Annotated in this window: 13 protein-coding genes; 11 read left to right on the top strand and 2 right to left on the bottom strand. The window is 42.7% G+C overall.

Annotation, left to right across the window (positions count from 1 at the left end):
- Positions 1–464: 464 nt before the first annotated feature.
- The 4 genes from ACRZ9O_RS10240 (at position 465) to ACRZ9O_RS10255 (ending at position 2,019) form a co-directional block, all read left to right on the top strand.
- On the top strand, positions 465–698 hold the full coding sequence (locus tag ACRZ9O_RS10240; protein ID WP_459458874.1) for a response regulator transcription factor: 234 nt from the start codon (positions 465–467) through the stop codon (positions 696–698).
- 269 nt (positions 699–967) lie between these two features.
- Positions 968–1,111, top strand: coding sequence for a hypothetical protein (locus ACRZ9O_RS10245; protein WP_459458876.1), 144 nt, complete (start codon positions 968–970; stop codon positions 1,109–1,111).
- 66 nt (positions 1,112–1,177) lie between these two features.
- Positions 1,178–1,486 (top strand): hypothetical protein, encoded by a 309-nt coding sequence (locus tag ACRZ9O_RS10250; RefSeq protein ID WP_459458878.1) that lies wholly within the window; start codon positions 1,178–1,180, stop codon positions 1,484–1,486.
- A gap of 14 nt (positions 1,487–1,500) precedes the next feature.
- On the top strand, positions 1,501–2,019 hold the full coding sequence (locus tag ACRZ9O_RS10255; RefSeq protein ID WP_459458880.1) for a stage II sporulation protein M: 519 nt from the start codon (positions 1,501–1,503) through the stop codon (positions 2,017–2,019).
- A gap of 573 nt (positions 2,020–2,592) precedes the next feature.
- Here ACRZ9O_RS10255 and pruA read toward each other — a convergent pair.
- The gene (pruA, locus tag ACRZ9O_RS10260; RefSeq protein WP_459458882.1) at positions 2,593–4,221 is read right to left on the bottom strand and encodes an L-glutamate gamma-semialdehyde dehydrogenase; all 1,629 of its coding nucleotides are present in this window, start codon (positions 4,219–4,221) and stop codon (positions 2,593–2,595) included.
- Positions 4,222–4,268: 47 nt separating this feature from the next.
- The gene (locus tag ACRZ9O_RS10265; protein WP_459458884.1) at positions 4,269–4,964 is read right to left on the bottom strand and encodes a helix-hairpin-helix domain-containing protein; all 696 of its coding nucleotides are present in this window, start codon (positions 4,962–4,964) and stop codon (positions 4,269–4,271) included.
- Positions 4,965–5,377: 413 nt separating this feature from the next.
- Between ACRZ9O_RS10265 and rpoB the strand changes: the two genes are divergently transcribed.
- The 7 genes from rpoB (at position 5,378) to ACRZ9O_RS10300 (ending at position 18,915) form a co-directional block, all read left to right on the top strand.
- Positions 5,378–9,250, top strand: coding sequence for a DNA-directed RNA polymerase subunit beta (rpoB, locus tag ACRZ9O_RS10270; protein ID WP_459458885.1), 3,873 nt, complete (start codon positions 5,378–5,380; stop codon positions 9,248–9,250).
- Between the two features lie 56 nt (positions 9,251–9,306).
- Entirely contained in the window at positions 9,307–13,638 is a 4,332-nt protein-coding gene (gene rpoC, locus ACRZ9O_RS10275) for a DNA-directed RNA polymerase subunit beta' (protein ID WP_459458887.1), read from the top strand.
- A 72-nt stretch (positions 13,639–13,710) separates the two neighbouring features.
- Entirely contained in the window at positions 13,711–14,031 is a 321-nt protein-coding gene (locus ACRZ9O_RS10280) for a DUF3467 domain-containing protein (protein WP_130895864.1), read from the top strand.
- Between the two features lie 88 nt (positions 14,032–14,119).
- Positions 14,120–15,571 carry a tagaturonate reductase gene (locus ACRZ9O_RS10285; protein ID WP_459458889.1) on the top strand — a complete coding sequence of 484 codons (1,452 nt, stop codon included), beginning with the start codon at positions 14,120–14,122 and terminating at the stop codon, positions 15,569–15,571.
- A 262-nt stretch (positions 15,572–15,833) separates the two neighbouring features.
- The gene (gene uxaC, locus ACRZ9O_RS10290) at positions 15,834–17,240 is read left to right on the top strand and encodes a glucuronate isomerase (protein ID WP_459458891.1); all 1,407 of its coding nucleotides are present in this window, start codon (positions 15,834–15,836) and stop codon (positions 17,238–17,240) included.
- A complete protein-coding gene (locus ACRZ9O_RS10295; protein WP_459458893.1) occupies positions 17,240–18,250 on the top strand; it encodes a PfkB family carbohydrate kinase in 1,011 nt (336 codons plus the stop codon). Before uxaC ends, ACRZ9O_RS10295 begins: the two co-directional genes overlap by 1 nt.
- Positions 18,251–18,252: 2 nt before the next feature.
- Positions 18,253–18,915, top strand: coding sequence for a bifunctional 4-hydroxy-2-oxoglutarate aldolase/2-dehydro-3-deoxy-phosphogluconate aldolase (locus tag ACRZ9O_RS10300; RefSeq protein ID WP_459458895.1), 663 nt, complete (start codon positions 18,253–18,255; stop codon positions 18,913–18,915).
- Position 18,916 lies beyond the last annotated feature (1 nt).

Genomic DNA, 18,916 nt, shown 5'->3' on the forward strand with positions numbered 1-18,916 from the left:
TTGGATGTTTGACTGCTCTTATTTTAATAAGAAAATTGTCATTATCCTTGTCTTGAATGCTACTATTTCGACACTGTGATTTAAACACAGCATCTCTTCTTTATTTCTATCAACACGTCAAAGAACTCTTGTACCTCGATATAAATCTTCCAAAGCAACCCGCTCTGTCGTGAACTTAATCACCTGATCTACTCTCAGTCTTGCTCTAGAAACCGTATGTTCCTAGCGATTGGGAGTGCAAAGATGTAGGATTAATTTTTTAAACGCAAGTCTGGGCTAGAAACTTTTTTTGGCCTAACTTATAAACATCTGATTATCAAGTAAAGAATAAACCATATTTATTTATAAAATTTTAAATTATCAGTTATTCCTGTCGACAATCCTGATTTATTAAATACATTCACCAATTCGTATCTGTTCTTACAATGAGTCAATAATTATCCATCGTTTGAATTTTGCCCGATATGAGACCAAGCCCACTAATCCCCATTTCACATTTAACTTATAGAGAAATAGAAATCGTCCAGTTAATTAGAAGGGGCTACTCCACTAAAGAAATGGCCACAAAACTAGGACTTTCTTATTTTACCGTAAAAAAGCACAGAGAAAATATCCTACTTAAGGTAGGGGCTCGAGGCAAAACGGAATTTCGAAAATTCGTATTTGAATTTGAGTTTAGTCCAAAACAGGCAGAATAGGGACTTGAAATAAATGATATATATAGGACTAAAATAGTACTATTTATCCTATTGTGTCAGCCGATCGTTTTCGAAAACTTTGTCCCATACTTAGCGTATGGTGAAACCCGAAAAACCAATTATAAGAGTAGGGGTAAAATTTTAAATATCCACAAATGAAATTTTTAAAAACAAGTTTTGCATTATTGTCAGTTTGCTTCGCATTTGTTGTTCTTACCAATTCTGCCGAACAAAAATCAGGCAAAGTTTGGCTGGCCATAACACATGTTATGAGTAAACACGGTGCATCTGCTGGTGCTACTACAGCTGTTGGGGCGATAGGAATAATGGACGCAGCAGCTTGGGGCTTTGCTGTTGGTTCTGTCGGGACTCCAGTCGCAGGAGTAGTTGCAGGAATTGCTGCTGGATTCTAATTAGTAATGGGAGTTCAATTTGTGCTCCCATTACTAATTTTCACATATTAAAAATCTTATCTAATCATGCGATATAAATCTTCATTTTCTTGTGATAAATGTCAGGCTAATATCTCTATAAAAGAGCTTTTCAGGCTGCAAAAAAATTATACTATTACCTGCAAATCATGTAATGCTACACTTCATCCAAATGAAACTATCTCCTTCAATTGGGCATTTTTTATTGGATTTTGCTCAACCGTCATTCCAGCTGAAATTAGTTTTAATATAGTTAATAGTTTGTCTATTATGATTACAACGGCTATGATTGGTGGTATTTTGGCCGTAATTGGAATAGCATTTTATACCTACAAAACAACGAAATTTAGTAGCTAGGCCCCACAATTTAGATGAAAAAAATTATTCTATTAACTATATCCATCTATATCATCGGTTTCATAACTGCCGTATTGTTAAGGAATAATTTTTTAACCATAAAAATCAATTCGCTTTCTGTGGATTTTGCAAGCAGTTCCAATAAATCAAGCAAGGATTTATTTCTTGAGATTCTTAAAAATAACACCTCAGTGTTTTTTGCAAGCGTATCAGGCTTTTTGACCTTAGGGTTATTTACCGCCATCATTACGTTTTATAATGGCTTTGTGTTAGGCTATCTTCTTGTTACACTCAATCGATTCTCAAAAAGTCCGGCAGATTTTCTTCCCCGATTACTCCCCCATTCTATTGAAATAGGAGGATTTATTCTAGCCTCCACGCTTGGATTTTACTTAACAAACTATATTACCCATCATTATTTTTTAAAAACAAGGCCAAAATTTGACTATTTACTTTTTTGCCTTTTATTCATCTCAGGATATGTAATTATTATAATTTCTGCGTTCATCGAGTCATATGTGTCAGCTATCTAGACTATTTTCTGCTTTCGTACTATCCTGTTTATCAATAAACTTTTATTTGATATCAAAGGAGGCAGCTATCTTGCAAGAAAGCATCTCTGGAAAATTCAACTCGTTTCAACTGTTTGTATTTGAGATAAACAACTATTCTTCCGCACTTTCGCCTCTGTTAATTTTTGTATTTGTTTATGCTACGACAAGCATCATTTTTGACTATCTAGAAATAAAAATACAAAAAGGATCTTTAACTAAGATAATCAGCAATGCCTTTATTCCTGTTTTACTATTCTCGTTCTCTTACCTTTTGTTGCTTACGGATTTTGTGGAAAATTCAGGAGATATAAGTGGTCAAAGTGTAGAAGATCTACATATTTTCCACGAGTATACTTTTAATGATCTAAAGCAAATTGGTAACCTTTGTTGGGGACTCTTTTACCTTATTTTAATCATTGAAATAAAATTACATTTTGATATAAATTATTTCAAGTCCTTAGTAATCAATTTGACCCCTATTGCCATTTTGCTATTATTAATCAAAATGTATTAACTAAACGGCAAACCCAATTTATAGTCTACACCATCCAATTACTTTTCTAAGAACGGGTAACGAAAATCCGTAGGCGAAACGAAGACTTCTTTCACCGTACGCGGCGAAACCCAACGCAATAAATTTAAATAAGAACCCGCTTTATCATTCGTTCCAGAGGCACGCGCACCACCAAAAGGCTGTTGGCCCACCACGGCACCCGTGCACTTGTCATTTAAGTATAAATTACCTGCCGCATTTTCTAGCACTTTCATCGCTTCCAGCATCGCATATTTGTCTTGCGCGAAAATCGCACCTGTTAAGGCATACGCTGAAGTCGAATCTACTAAGGCTAAAGTTTCTTTCCAATCTGCATCATTATATAAGTAGATCGTTAATACCGGGCCAAAGATTTCCTCCACCATCGAGCGATACGTCGGATTCGTCGTTAATAAGACCGTAGGCTCTACGAAATAACCTTTCGAGTCGTCGAAGTTTCCGCCTGAAATGACGGTTACTTCTGGGGACTTTTTCGCTTCACTTATATAAGAAGTGATTTTCGCGAAAGCTTTGGCGTCGATGACCGCGTTCACGAAATTTTCAAAATCTTCCGTTCCGCCCATTTTGATGGCAGCTAAATCTGCCTTCAATTGGGTTTCTACCGCTGGCCATAAAGAAGCAGGGATGTAGGCGCGAGAGGCTGCGGAACATTTTTGGCCTTGGTATTCGAAGGCACCACGGATTAAACCGGTAGTTAAAGCTTTCGCATCTGCCGAGGAATGAGCAACGACGAAGTCCTTGCCGCCCGTTTCACCAACGATACGTGGATAAGACTTGTAGTTGGCGATGTTTTGGCCTATATTCTTCCAAATCGTCTGGAACACGCCTGTCGATCCCGTAAAGTGAATCCCAGCAAAATCCCGGTGAGAGAAAACAACCTCCCCCGCTTCCGGGCCATCCGCTAACACCAAGTTGATCACGCCAGCCGGCAAACCTGCCTCCTCTAAAATCTCCATCAATAATCCCGCCGAATACACTTGCGTAGGCGATGGCTTCCAAACGACCGTATTCCCCATCAAGGCTGGTGCCGCCGGTAAATTACCCGCGATTGCCGTGAAGTTAAAGGGAGTCAATGCGTAAACGAAGCCCTCTAAAGGACGGTATTCCAAACGGTTCCAAACGCCAGGCGACGAAATCGGTTGTTCACTATAAATCTGTTGTGCGTAGTGCACGTTAAAACGTAAGAAATCAATCCACTCACAAGCCGCATCGATTTCCGCCTGGTAGGCATTCTTCGATTGACCTAACATCGTGCGTGCATTCAATTGCATTCTATATTTAGTCGCCGAAAGATCTGCCGCTTTCAAAAAGATCGCCGCGCGATCTTCCCAAGGCATCGATGCCCAAGCAGATCTAGCTGCTAGAGCCGCGTCAATCGCCTGAGCCACTTCCGCTTTTCCTCCTTCATAATAGTGACCTAACACGTGTTGGTGATCATGGGGGCAAGTCATGGCGACTTTTTTGGCACCCTTCACAGAACGACCTGCAATGCGCATCTGCACGTCAATTTGTTGATTCCGCAAATCCGAAAGGGCTTGCTTTAACTTAGATCTCTCCGCTGAATTTGCACCATATTGTAAAATAGGTTCATTCACAGGTGTAGGGACTTGAAAAACTCCTGAGGACATATTGTTTCGTTGATGTGTATTAAATAGGATGCTAAATTACGTGTTTTCTACTTATTATCAAGAACCACAAAGCTCAGGTAGGGCTTCAATCGCCTCCACGCCACTTGATCCAACAATTGCATTTTTTGCAACACGTCGAAATCAGTTATTGGACCATGTTGTTTTCTGTAGGCCAAAACCACTTTCGACTGTCCATAAGGCAAATACGGATGCCTGAAATCTTTCCACTCTACCTGGTTAATCTTCAGAAACCGATACACCCCGGCACCCACCTTTAACAAAGCCTTATTTTCTTTTACCCAAACCGAGTCCAAGCCATACACCTCCTTCAATTGATCTACTTTGTAAAACCCTCCCAATTTCTCCCTATACGTAATAATCCTTTTTGCAAACCCTGGCCCTATCCCATTCAGCGCCACCCAAGCTGTTGAATCCGCGGTATTGATGTCGATGGCTGCCTGTTTTTTAGGAAGCTTTTTTACATCTAATTTATATGCTACCCAAGCGCTTTTATTTTTTTCGAATTTCCGAGGCGCAAACACCTTTGGCTTAATCTCCTGATAATTCGCCTCCCAAACCACCGGATTAAATTCTAACCTTTCCTGCTCCTTCTTATAATACTCGCTTACTATATAATAGAGTACATAGATTCCCATCATAAAAAAGAGAACTATAATCCCTTTGATCTCATCATGGGTGTAGGCGAGGATGAAGCGGAGGTAATAATGGATCTTATTTTTCATTAGTGGATGATTTTAAAGCATAAAGAATAAAGCACAAAGAATAAAGTTGGTTAAAAATGAGGCTGAAGCCCCATTTTCGTTGTTATAGAAAAGTAGACCACATCAATTCATAAAGGCATCGCCTGTGGCGATTCCAACTTTATTCTTTGTGCTCTATGCTTTATTCTTTACTTATGAGCAATCTCAAACAAAAATCTCACAACCCCCTTGTATCCTAAAAAATTATCAGTACCTTTGCAGGCTATTTTAGGGTACAAGCCTTCGGGCCTATCCAAAAAGAAATGATTTCTGAAACACAATTCCTTTATCGTAGGGGAAGCGCAAAGGGGAATCATTTTTTCATCTACGAGGCATTTCAGCTTTAAATTGTGCCCTAAGGGCCCATATTCATTTAATTTAAAACGTATAAAGCCTTGAGTAACATCACTGCCACCGGAAGACACAGCTTTGCAAAAACGCAGTCTGTGATCGATTATCCAGATTTTCTGGATATCCAAATCAAATCCTTTCAGGATTTTTTCCAGCTAGAAACAGCTGCTGAGAATCGTACTGACGAAGGTTTATTTAAAGTGTTTGCTGAGAATTTTCCTATCGCGGATTCGCGGGAAAACTTCGTTTTATCGTTCGTTGACTACTCTGTAGATCCGCCGAAATATTCGGTAGATGAGTGTATCGACCGCGGTTTGACGTATTCAGTACCTTTAAAAGCGAAATTACGCTTGATCTGTAATGATACAGACAACGAGGATTTCCAAACCATCGAACAGGAAGTATTCTTAGGAAACATTCCGTACATGACAGAACGTGGATCATTCGTGATCAACGGAGCTGAGCGTGTCATCGTTTCTCAGTTGCACCGTTCGCCAGGTGTATTCTTCGCGCAATCGAAGCATACAAATGGAACTAAATTGTATTCGGCTCGTATCATTCCATTCAAGGGTTCTTGGATTGAATTTGCAACGGACGTTAACAATGTGATGTATGCGTACATCGACCGTAAAAAGAAATTCCCAGTGACTGTATTGCTTCGTGCGATTGGTTACGGAAATGACAAGGATATTCTTGATTTATTTGGCCTAGCTGAAGAATTAAAGGTAGACAAGAAAACTTTGAAGTCTACGGTAGGACGTCGTTTAGCTGCGAGAGTTTTGAAAACGTGGCAGGAAGACTTCGTAGATGAAGATACAGGTGAGGTAGTTTCTATCGACCGTAACGAAATCTTGATCGAGCGTGATACGGTTATTACAGAGAACGAGATCGAGACGATTTTGGAATCAGGTTCTAGCACGATCATCTTGCACAAAGATGATGCGAACGTAACTGATTACAATATCATCTACAATACATTACAAAAAGATACTTCGAACTCGGAGAAAGAGGCGGTAGAAGTTATCTACAAGCAATTACGTAACACGGATGCTCCAGATGAGCAAACGGCGCGCGATATCATCCAAAACTTGTTCTTCTCAGACAAGCGTTATGATTTAGGCGAAGTAGGTCGTTACCGTATCAATAAAAAATTAGGCCATGATATCCCAATGGATATTAAGGTATTGACAAAAGAAGATATCATCTCTATCGTGAAGTACTTGATCGGTTTGATCAACTCTCGCGCGGTTGTCGATGATATTGACCACTTGTCTAACCGTCGTGTACGTACTGTGGGTGAGCAATTATATGCTCAGTTCGGTGTAGGTCTTGCACGTATGGCTCGTACGATCAAAGAACGTATGAACGTTCGTGATAACGAGGACTTTAAGCCAGTTGACTTGATTAATGCTCGTACGTTATCGTCTGTGATTAACTCGTTCTTTGGAACAAATCAGCTATCTCAATTTATGGATCAAACGAATCCATTAGCTGAGATCACGCACAAGCGTCGTATGTCTGCCCTAGGGCCAGGCGGCCTTTCTCGTGAAAGAGCTGGTTTCGAGGTTCGTGACGTTCACTACACGCACTACGGTCGTCTTTGTACGATTGAAACGCCAGAGGGACCAAACATTGGTTTGATTTCTTCTCTTTGCGTTCACGCGAAAGTAAACGGAATGGGCTTCATCGAAACTCCTTACCGTCTAATCGAATCAGGTAAAGTGGATACGTCTACGACTGTTTCGTATTTAACGGCTGAAGAAGAAGATGGCAAGAACATCGTTCAAGCGAATGCACAGATTGACAAAACGGGTAAATTCTTATCTGAGCGTGTGAAGGCACGTTTTGAAGGAGACTTCCCATTAGTGAATCCAGCGGATGCACAATATATGGACGTAGCGCCTAACCAAATTGTTTCGGTTGCGGCTTCTATGATTCCTTTCTTAGAGCATGATGATGCGAACCGTGCCTTGATGGGATCGAACATGCAGCGCCAAGCGGTGCCATTGTTACGTCCAGAAGCACCTATCGTAGGTACAGGTTTAGAACACCGCGTTGCGATTGACTCACGTACTTTAGTGGTTGCTGAAGGAAGTGGTGTAATCGAATACGTTGATGCTTTACGCATTGTAGTTAACTACGATCAAACGGAGGAGCAAAAATTAGTTAGCTTCCACGGTTCTACAAAAGAATACAAATTAATCAAGTTCCGTAGAACGAACCAGGATACAACGATCAACTTAAAGCCGATTGTCTTCAAAGGACAAAAAGTGGTGAAAGGTCAAGCGCTTTGCGAGGGTTATGCAACTCAAGCAGGTGAGCTAGCTTTAGGTCGTAACATGAAAGTGGCGTTCATGCCATGGCAAGGTTACAACTTTGAGGATGCGATCGTGATGTCTGAAAAAGTGGTTCGTGACGATATCTTTACTTCGATCCACATTGAGGAATTCGAATTAGAGGTACGTGATACGAAACGTGGTGAGGAGGAATTAACTTCTGAAATCCCGAACGTTTCTGAAGAAACAGTTCGTAACCTAGACGAGAACGGTGTTGTTCGCGTAGGTTCTGAGGTAAAAGAAGGAGATATCTTAATTGGTAAGATTACACCAAAAGGAGAGTCTGATCCAACTCCAGAAGAGAAATTATTACGTGCCATCTTTGGAGACAAAGCAGGTGATGTGAAAGATGCTTCAAAGAAAGCGCCACCATCGTTAAAAGGTGTGGTTATCGACACGAAATTGTTCGCTCGTCCTAAAAAGGATAAGGATCAACGTGATAAGTCGAAGGCTGAATTGAAATTGGTTATGAAGCAATACGGTAAAGACCTATTAGAGGTTCGTAAAATCATGATCGAAAAGACCGTTGCTTTATTAGCTGGAAAAACATGTGGTGGTATCCGTCACAAGTTTGGTACAGTGATCGTAGAGAAAGGGGTTAAATTCACAGCGAAAAATATCGAAGAATTATTATTCCCAGATAAAAACTTATACCGCGATGAGTCAACGTATGCCGTTCCTGAAGAAGCGAATTTACTTTCAGATTTGATCGTAGAAGATGCTACTGCGGATGCAGCGACTAACGCGACTTTCTTAGCGTTAATTAAGAGCTTCCACGTTCGTCGTAACGAAATCGCTGGAAACTTTAAGCGTGAGCGTTTCGTGTTAGAGGTAGGTGATGAATTGCCTGCAGGTATCGTGAAATTAGCGAAGGTTTATGTAGCTAAGAAGCGTAAGTTAAAAGTGGGTGATAAGATGGCGGGTCGTCACGGTAATAAGGGTATAGTTGCTCGTATCGTTCGTGAAGAAGATATGCCATTCTTAGAAGATGGAACACCAGTAGATATCGTATTGAATCCACTAGGGGTACCATCTCGTATGAACTTAGGACAAATTTACGAGACCGTATTAGGTTGGGCTGGACAAAAATTAGGTAAGCGCTATGCAACTCCTATTTTCGACGGTGGAACTGAAGCAGAGGTAGCCGCTGAGTTAACGTTAGCAGGCTTGCCAGACTGGGGTCGTACGTATTTATACAATGGTTTAACGGGTGATAAATTTGATCAACCGGTGACTGTAGGTATCATCTATATGTTGAAACTGGGTCACTTAGTGGATGATAAGATGCACGCACGTTCGATCGGACCTTACTCATTAATTACACAACAACCATTGGGTGGTAAAGCTCAGTTTGGTGGTCAGCGTTTTGGTGAGATGGAGGTTTGGGCATTAGAGGCCTTCGGTGCAGCGAATATCTTGCAAGAGATCTTAACTGTGAAGTCTGATGATGTCATCGGTCGCGCAAAAGCTTACGAAGCTATTGTAAAAGGTGAAAACATGCCTAAGCCTAACATTCCAGAATCATTCAACGTATTGATTCACGAATTGAGAGGTTTAGCCCTTGAAATCACCCTTGAGTAAACCATTGGGCTTTGGCCCTATTAAAAGAGTTCATTTTCCAATAAAATACATAGAAAATGTCATTTAAAAAGACTAGAAAGCTGAATAGCGATTTCCAAAAAGTAACCATCTCACTAGCCTCTCCTGAGTCCATCTTAGAGGGGTCTAATGGCGAGGTAACACAACCGGAAACCATCAACTACCGTACCTACAAACCCGAAATGGGCGGTTTGTTTTGCGAGCGTATCTTCGGTCCTACGAAGGACTGGGAGTGTCACTGCGGTAAATACAAGCGTATACGTTACAAAGGCATCATTTGCGATCGCTGTGGTGTAGAGGTAACGGAGAAAAAAGTACGTCGTGAGCGTATGGGCCACATCGAATTAGTGGTTCCAGTAGCACACATCTGGTACTTCCGTAGCTTACCGAACAAAATCGGTTACATGCTAGGTTTATCTACTAAGAAATTAGACCAAGTAATCTATTACGAGCGTTTCGTGGTAGTTCAACCGGGTATGTACGCGGAAGAAGGAAAGATCGGTAGCCAATACCTTGATTTCTTAACAGAAGACGAGTACTTAGATATCTTAGATAAGTTACCGCGCGAGAACCAACATTTACCTGATGAAGATCCACAGAAATTCATCGCGAAAATGGGTGCTGACGCGTTAAATATGTTATTATCACGCATCGAATTAGACAGCTTATCGGCTGACCTACGTCACTCTGCGGATACGGAATCCTCTCAACAACGTAAGGCTGAAGCCTTGAAGCGTTTGAAAGTGGTAGAAGCGTTCCGTGAGTCGATCGGTCGTATCGATAACCGTCCAGAGTGGATGATCATCAAAATGGTTCCAGTAATTCCACCAGAATTGCGTCCATTGGTGCCATTAGATGGAGGTCGTTTTGCGACATCTGATCTAAATGATCTATACCGTCGTGTGATTATCCGTAACAACCGTTTGAAGCGTTTGATCGAGATCAAAGCGCCAGAGGTAATCTTACGTAACGAGAAGCGTATGTTGCAAGAAGCTGTTGATAGCTTATTTGACAACTCACGTAAAGTAAATGCGGTTCGTTCTGAAGGTAACCGTGCCTTGAAGTCTCTTTCTGATATGTTGAAAGGTAAGCAAGGTCGTTTCCGTCAAAACTTATTAGGTAAGCGTGTCGATTATTCAGGTCGTTCGGTTATCGTGGTAGGTCCAGAATTGAAAATGCACGAGTGTGGTCTTCCGAAGGATATGGCGGCAGAATTATTCAAGCCGTTTGTTATCCGTAAGTTGATCGAGCGTGGTATCGTGAAGACGGTTAAGTCTGCGAAGAAAATTGTTGATCGTAAGGATCCAGTGGTTTGGGATATTTTGGAAAACGTAATGAAAGGACACCCAGTTCTTTTAAACCGTGCTCCTACCCTTCACCGTTTAGGTATCCAAGCTTTCCAACCGAAATTAATCGAAGGAAAAGCGATCCAATTGCACCCATTAACTTGTACGGCCTTTAACGCCGATTTCGATGGTGACCAGATGGCGGTTCACGTTCCACTAGGACATGAAGCGATTTTGGAAGCCTCGTTATTAATGCTTGCATCTCATAACATCTTGAACCCAGCGAATGGTGCGCCGATTACGGTACCATCTCAGGACATGGTGTTAGGTTTATATTATGTAACCAAAGGACGTAAGTCGACTCCAGATCACAAAGTGGCTGGTGAAGGATCTCGTTTCTACGGATTTGAGGAGGTTGTTATCGCCTTGAACGAGAAGAAATTGTCTAAGCACGCGAACATCGTGGTGAAAGCTACGGTTCGTAAGGAAGATGGTACATTGGTTCAAGAAATGGTGGAAACTGTTGCTGGACGTGTATTATTCAACTTGTGTGTTCCTGAGCAAGTAGGTTACATCAATGAGTTATTGACGAAGAAGAAATTGCAACAAATCATCTCACACGTTCATAAGATCTGTGGTATGGCTCGTACAGCACAATTCTTAGATGATATCAAAGAATTAGGTTTCCAACAAGCCTTCCACGGTGGTTTATCGATGGGTATTGGCGATGTTCAAATTCCTGCAGAAAAAGCTTCATTAGTGAAGAAAGCACAGGAGGATGTTCAAGCGGTTTGGGACAACTACTTAATGGGTTTAATCACAGATAACGAGCGTTACAATGCAGTTATTGACATCTGGACCAAAGTGAACTCGAAAATTACCGAGACATTGATGAAGCAGATGGAGGAGGATAACCAAGGATTTAATGCGATCTACATGATGATGCACTCCGGAGCCCGTGGTTCTCGTGAGCAAATTCGTCAACTAGGTGGTATGCGTGGTTTGATGGCTAAGCCTCAAAAGAACTTACAAGGTTCGATTGGTGAAATCATCGAAAACCCAATCCTTTCTAACTTTAAAGAAGGTCTTGACGTATTAGAGTACTTTATCTCTACTCACGGTGCGCGTAAAGGTTTGGCAGATACTGCCTTGAAAACAGCCGATGCGGGTTACTTGACTCGTCGTCTACACGACGTAGCGCAAGACGTGATCGTGAACGAAGAAGATTGCGGTACCTTACGTGGTATTGAGGTATTCCCATTGAAAGATAATGAGGAGATCATCGAGCCATTATCTGAGCGTATCTTAGGTCGTGTGTCTATTCACGATGTGTATGATCCGATCACGAATGAGTTAATCGTTGCTTCAGGTGATGAAATCAACGAAGCTATCGCAACGAAAATTGATGAGACAGCGATCGAGTCAGTAGAGATTCGTTCGGTGTTAACTTGTGAGACGTTAAGCGGTGTGTGTGCGAAATGTTACGGACGTAACTTAGCTACAGCTGCGATGGTTAACCTAGGAGAAGCGGTAGGTGTAATTGCCTCTCAATCGATTGGTGAGCCAGGTACTCAGTTAACGTTACGTACGTTCCACGTGGGTGGTACGGCACAAAACGTTTCTTTAGATGCGAGCGTTAAAGCGAAATTTGACGGAGTAATTAACTTCGAAGAGGTTCGTTCTGTAAGCTCTACAGATGCAGACGGAAATCCAGTAGAAATCGTGATGGGACGTTCTGGTGAGGTTCAAATTGTGAACCCAGCGAACAAACAAGTATTGATCTCTTCTAACATTCCATATGGTTCATTCTTACGCGTTAAGGAAGGCCAAGCGGTGAAAAAAGGAGATGAAATCTGTGCTTGGGATCCATACAATGCGGTTATCCTTTCTGAGGCTGAAGGTAAAATTGAATTCGAGGCAATCGAAGAAAACAATACCTACAAAGAGGAAGCGGATGAGCAAACAGGTATGCGTGAGAAGGTAATTGTTGAATCGAAAGATAAGACGAAGAACCCATCCGTATTAGTAAAATCAAAAGGTAAAGAGGATTTAGTATACAACGTTCCAGTAGGTGCGCGTTTAGCGATCGACGAAGGAGATAAAATCAAAGCGGGTCAAATCATCGCTAAGATTCCTCGTGCGGCAGGTAAAACACGTGACATTACGGGAGGTCTTCCACGTGTAACGGAATTATTCGAAGCGCGTAACCCTTCTAACCCAGCGGTTGTAACGGAGATCGATGGTGTTATTTCTTACGGTGTGATTAAGCGTGGTAATCGTGAGATTATCGTGACACCGAAAGAGGGAACTGAGCGTCGTTACCTAGTACCTTTAACACGATTCATCTTAGTACAAAATAATGACTTCGTGCGTGCAGGTTCTCCACTTTCTGATGGTGCGATTACCCCTTCAGATATCTTGAAGATCAAAGGACCTACAGCGGTACAAGAATACTTAGTGAACGAAATCCAAGACGTTTACCGTCTACAAGGTGTGAAGATCAATGATAAGCACATCGAGTGTATCGTTCGCCAAATGATGCAAAAAGTTCAGATTTTAGAGCCAGGTGATACCCAATTCTTACAAGGTCAAAACGTAGATCGTTTCGTATTCCGTCACGAGAACGACTTGATCTTAGATCAGAAGGTAATCACTGACGCTGGAGATTCTGAGAAATACAAGGCAGGTATGATTCTTTCTGCTCGTGCTTTACGTGATGAGAACTCTTCGTTAAAGCGTAGAGATATGAAGTTAATGAAGGTGCGTGATGCGCAAGCAGCCGTTTCTTCTTCTAACTTACAAGGTATCACGCAAGCGTCGTTAGGAACGGAGTCATTCATCTCGGCTGCGTCGTTCCAGGAAACTACGAAAGTACTTTCTGAGGCATCGATTCGCGCGAAAGTGGATACGTTAGACGGCTTGAAAGAGAACGTTATCGTAGGTCACTTGATTCCAGCAGGTACAGGTCTTCGTCGCTACAAAGACATCTTAGTGACATCGAAAGATGAGCTAAGAGCTATCGAAGCGAAGAAGGAAGCTGCTGAGATCGCTGAGGCGAAAGAAAAAGTAGAGGCTGCAAACTAATTTGTAGATTCATTTGAATAGACCCCCGGCTTTTCTTAAGTTCGGGGGTTTATTTTTTACTTGAAAAGAAATATGGAAAACCCCACAGAAGAAAATCAATTGAATATCGAACTTCCTGAAGAGATGGCGGAAGGTCATTACGTAAACTTAGCCCTTATTGCGCATAGCCCATCGGAGTTTGTCATGGACTTTATTCGCATTTTACCCGGTCTTCCGAAGGCCAAAGTAAAGTCGAGAGTCGTGATGACTCCGGACCACGCTTACCGCTTAATGCAGGCGCTACAAGAGAATATTCAGAAGTACGAAGAGGCCTTTGGCCCAATTATGAAAGAAGGAGATGCCGCTGGTTTCCAATTCCCGATGAATTATAACGGCCCCATAGGCGAAGCGTAAACGTTTTAGGTCATTTAATCCCATTTTTTTGCCTGAAAATCAGGTAAAAAGGTGGGATTTATGCCTTTTAAAGGAAATTACAATTACTATGCGCTTATCGAAAAAATTCCTGGAGTCAGGCAAACTTCAATCTTCTATTGCCTTACAAGTTCCATCGCCGGAGATATTTACGTATCCGGAGAAAGTCCTGCAGTTTGGGACCGGAGTATTACAACGTGGACTTTGTGATTTTTACATCGACAAAGCGAACCGCCAAGGAATTTTCAAAGGTCGCGTAGTCGTTGTTAAGTCCACTTCAAAAGGTGGTGCTGATGCTTTTGATGAGCAAGATGGATTGTACACCCATTGCATTAAAGGAATCGAGGATGGGGTTGCTAAAGAAGAGAACATCATCAACGCTTCCATCTCTCGTACCATCACAGCGTCAAAGGACTGGGATAAAATCATCGAATGTGCGAAAAGCGAGGAGATGCAAATCATCCTTTCGAATACCACCGAAGTAGGGATCACCTACGTGGCAAACGATCCAATTGCAAACGGTTGCCCTAACTCCTTCCCAGCCAAATTATTGGCGTTCTTGCACGCGCGTTTCACGCATTTCGCAGGATCTGATGCCTCAGGAATGGTGATTGTTCCTACCGAATTAATTATCAACAACGGTGATGTGTTGAAAGGCATCGTCTTGAAATTAGCAGCAGACCACGGTCTTTCAGCTGAGTTCGTGTCTTGGTTAGAAACAGCGAATCACTTCTGTAATTCCTTAGTGGATCGCATCGTACCGGGTAGCCCGGATGCGGCGACAAACGCGGATATTTGCGCACAATTAGGTTATGAAGATTCCTTGATGATCATTTCAGAGGTGTATAGCCTTTGGGCAATACAAGGCGGTAAAAAAGTAAAGGATGTGCTTTCCTTTGCGCCAGCTGATAAAGGGGTGATCATTGCCGAAGATATCGAGATCTACCGCGAATTGAAATTGCGCTTGTTGAATGGTACGCACACCTTGCTTTGCGGAATGTCCTTTTTATTAGGTTTCCGTCTCGTAAAAGATGTGATGGCGAACGGCTATTTAAGCAAATTGATCATGAATTTAATGCTGAGCGAATTAGCGCTGGGCATCCCTTATAAAATGGATTTCAAGGTGGCGGATCGCTTCGGACGTTCGGTTTTAGATCGTTTCCGCAATCCATACATTAACCACAAATTGATCGACATTACGGTGCAGTACACGACGAAAATGCGGATGCGTAATGTGCCTTTGGTGATTAATTATGCCAAAAAATTTGGCAAAGCACCTGAGCTATTCTGCATGGGCTTCGCGGCTTATTTACAGTTCATGCACGCAGTGAAAGAGGAAGGTGGAAAATACTATGGTGATAGCAACGGGGAGGCCTATCCAATCCAATGCGACTATGCGCCATATTTCTACGAGGCTTGGAAAGATTTTGACTTGAAAAAAGTGTTATCCAATACGGATTTATGGGGCACGGATTTAACGGCGGTTCCTGGGTTTGTGGAGGGGGTGACGAAGTATATTTAGGAGAGTATAGAGTAGAGAGTAGAGATAGGAGAGTAGAGAGTAGAGATTTAAAGCATAAAGAATAGAGCACAAAGCATAAAGGAGAAAATGGTGAATGGTGAATGAAATGGTAAGTGGTGGAGAAATGGTAAATGGTGAATGGTGAATGATAGCTCCGGACTAAACACCTTCGGACTCATTCCCTCCGGACTAAAAACCTCCGGACTGATTACTGCCCACTGCCGACTGCCCACTGCCCACTGAATAGATTAAACGAAATACTATGAAAGCGTTTTTAGATAAAGATTTCTTGTTGCAGTCCGAGACGGCGCAGACTTTGTATCATCAATTTGCGGCGCAGATGCCCATTATTGATTACCACAATCACTTGATTCCTCAGCAGATCGCGGAGGACAAGCAATTCGATAATATCTCCCAAATCTGGTTAGCCGGCGACCACTACAAATGGCGGGCGATGCGAGCTCACGGGGTGGATGAAAAATACATCACAGGAAATGCGTCTGACGAGGAGAAGTTCTTGAAATGGGCAGAGACTGTGCCTTATACGATGCGTAACCCATTATATCACTGGACTCACTTGGAGTTACAGCGTTATTTCGGGATTACCGAATTATTGAATGCGGAAAGCGGAAAGCGAATTTACGATCAGTGCAATGCTCTTTTGCGTACTCCAGCGTTTTCTGTGCGCAACTTATTGTTAAAGATGAACGTGAAAGCACTTTGTACGACGGATGATCCGATCGACAATTTGGCCTACCACAAACAAATCAAGGCGAGTGGATTTGCGATCAAAGTCTTGCCTACCTTCCGTCCGGATAAGGCGATGGGCGTGGACGATGAGAGTGTGTTCGTAGAATATGTGAATTCCTTAGCGGCTGCGGCTGAAATGGAGATCCATACGTTAGCAGATTACAAGAAAGCGATTGCGTCGAGACACGATTTCTTCCATTCCGTGGGATGTCGTTTAAGTGACCATGGGCTAGAGCAGATATACGCTGACGATTATACCGAACAGGAAATCGCGCACATTTTTGAGCGATTAATGACGGGTAAAACGATTAATCAGAAAGAGAAAGTGCAGTTTAAATCAGCGATGCTGGTATATTTTGCGCATTTAGATCATGCCAAAGGTTGGACACAACAATTCCACCTAGGGGCTATTCGCAATAACAATGACCGTCTGTTAGGGACTTTAGGGCCTGATACGGGATTTGATTCGATTGGGGATTTTGAGCAGGCGCGTCCTTTGTCGAAATTCTTAAATCACTTAGATTCGACGAATCAATTAGCGAAGACGATATTGTATAATTTGAATCCGCGCGATAACGAGTTGTTGGCGACGATGACGGGTAATTTCCAAGATGGAACAATTGTAGGAAAGATGCAGTTCGGTTCTGGCTGGTGGTTTATGGACCAAAAAGACGGCATGGAAAAGCAAATCAATGCCTTGTCTAATATGGGAATGTTGAGCCACTTCGTGGGCATGTTAACGGACTCCAGAAGTTTCCTTTCGTTCCCAAGACATGAGTATTTTAGAAGAATCTTGTGTAATTTACTGGGCGCGGACGTGGAAAATGGCGAATTGCCGGCTGACCATGCCTGGTTAGGCAAACTAGTGCAAGACATCTCCTATAACAACGCGGCAGGATTTTTTAATTTCGAGAATTAATGAAGAAGGTTATCACTTTTGGGGAAATCATGGGTCGTTTAAGCCCTGCGGGCTATGGACGTATTACCCAAGCACAGTCATTGAACATCACCTACGGTGGCGGCGAGGCAAACGTGGCGGGCGGATTAGCCCACATCGGGATCCCGGCGGAACACGTGACTTGTTTCCCAAACAACGAATTAGGCAAAGCTGCCACCGGCTATTACCGCCAAGTAGGCGTGGATATGTCGCATACGGCGTATAAAGAGGGTCGTTTAGGTTTGTATTTCGTGGAGTTTGGGGCAGCAATGCGTCCGAGCAAAGTGACGTATGACCGCGCAGATTCTGCTTTCGCTAACTTAAATCCAGCAGATTTTAATTGGAAAGAAATTTTCAACGGAGCAGGTTGGTTCCACTGGACAGGCATAACGCCTGCGATTTCGGAGGCAGCTACGGTAGCCTTAACTGCGGCATTAAAAGAGGCAAAAGCACAAGGTTTGACGATTTCGGCGGATGTGAATTACCGGAAGAACCTTTGGCAATATGGCAAATCAGTAAAAGAGGTGATGCCCGCTTTAATCGCGCAATGCGACATTATCGTCTGTGGCAAAGCGGACGCAGAGGATATCTTAGACATCGTTCCTACGGGCTCGCACAAGAGCGGCTGGCACGATATCTGCGTACAGATCAAAGCCCGCTTCCCTAACATCAAGAAGATTATTAATACCAAAAGAGGCCAGATTTCTGCGTCTCAAAATACTTTATCAGCCACCTCCTTTGATGGCTCTAAAGTGATCAAATCAGATACCGTAGAAATCTCCCAAATCGTGGATCGCATCGGCGGTGGGGACGCATTCATGGCCGGATACATTTACGGAAACTTAGTATACGGCGATGAGGCGAAGTCTTTAGCCTTTGCTGTAGCGGCTTCCGCTTTAAAACACACGATCGAAGGGGATATTAATTTATCCAACCTAGACGAAATAGAAACCGTCATGGGCGGCGATATCACCGGACGATTAAAAAGATAATCATGGCTAGAAATTCAGCAGAAATAGTATATTCTCGATTAGCGGAAACGCCGATTGTTCCTTTATTTTTCAATGCCGATCAAACGATCGCCCAAAATGTCCTAAAAGCCTGCTACGACGGTGGAATTCGCGTTTTTGAATTCACGAATCGCGGCGAAGCGGCTCCTGCCATCTTTGCGAAACTAATCGACTTTTGTGAGAAAGAATGCCCGGATTTAGTGTTAGGAATCGGAACGATTTACGATGAAAAACAGGCGACAGAATTTATCGAAATGGGCGCTGACTTTATGTTACAACCCTTCACGACGGCTTCCGTAGGCGAGGTTTGCGCAAAACACAACATCCCTTGGATGCCAGGCACGATGACCTTGACGGAGATTCGCAATGCGGAGATTTTGGGAGCAAAATACGTAAAAATCTTCCCAGGCAACGTGGTAGGTCCCGCATTCGTGAAAGCGATCCAAGGACCGATGCCGAAGACCAAAATCATGGTGACCGGTGGTGTGGAACCCAACCGTGAAAGCTTACAAACTTGGTTTGGTGCAGGCGCAGCGGCGGTAGGGATGGGATCCCAATTGTTCCCAGCTGATTTAATCCAAAAACAAGACTATACCTCTATATCAAACACGATCGCTAACTTGATCAAAACCTATCACGAACTTTAAT

The sequence above is a fragment of the Aquirufa sp. HETE-40SA genome, assembly GCF_054558635.1.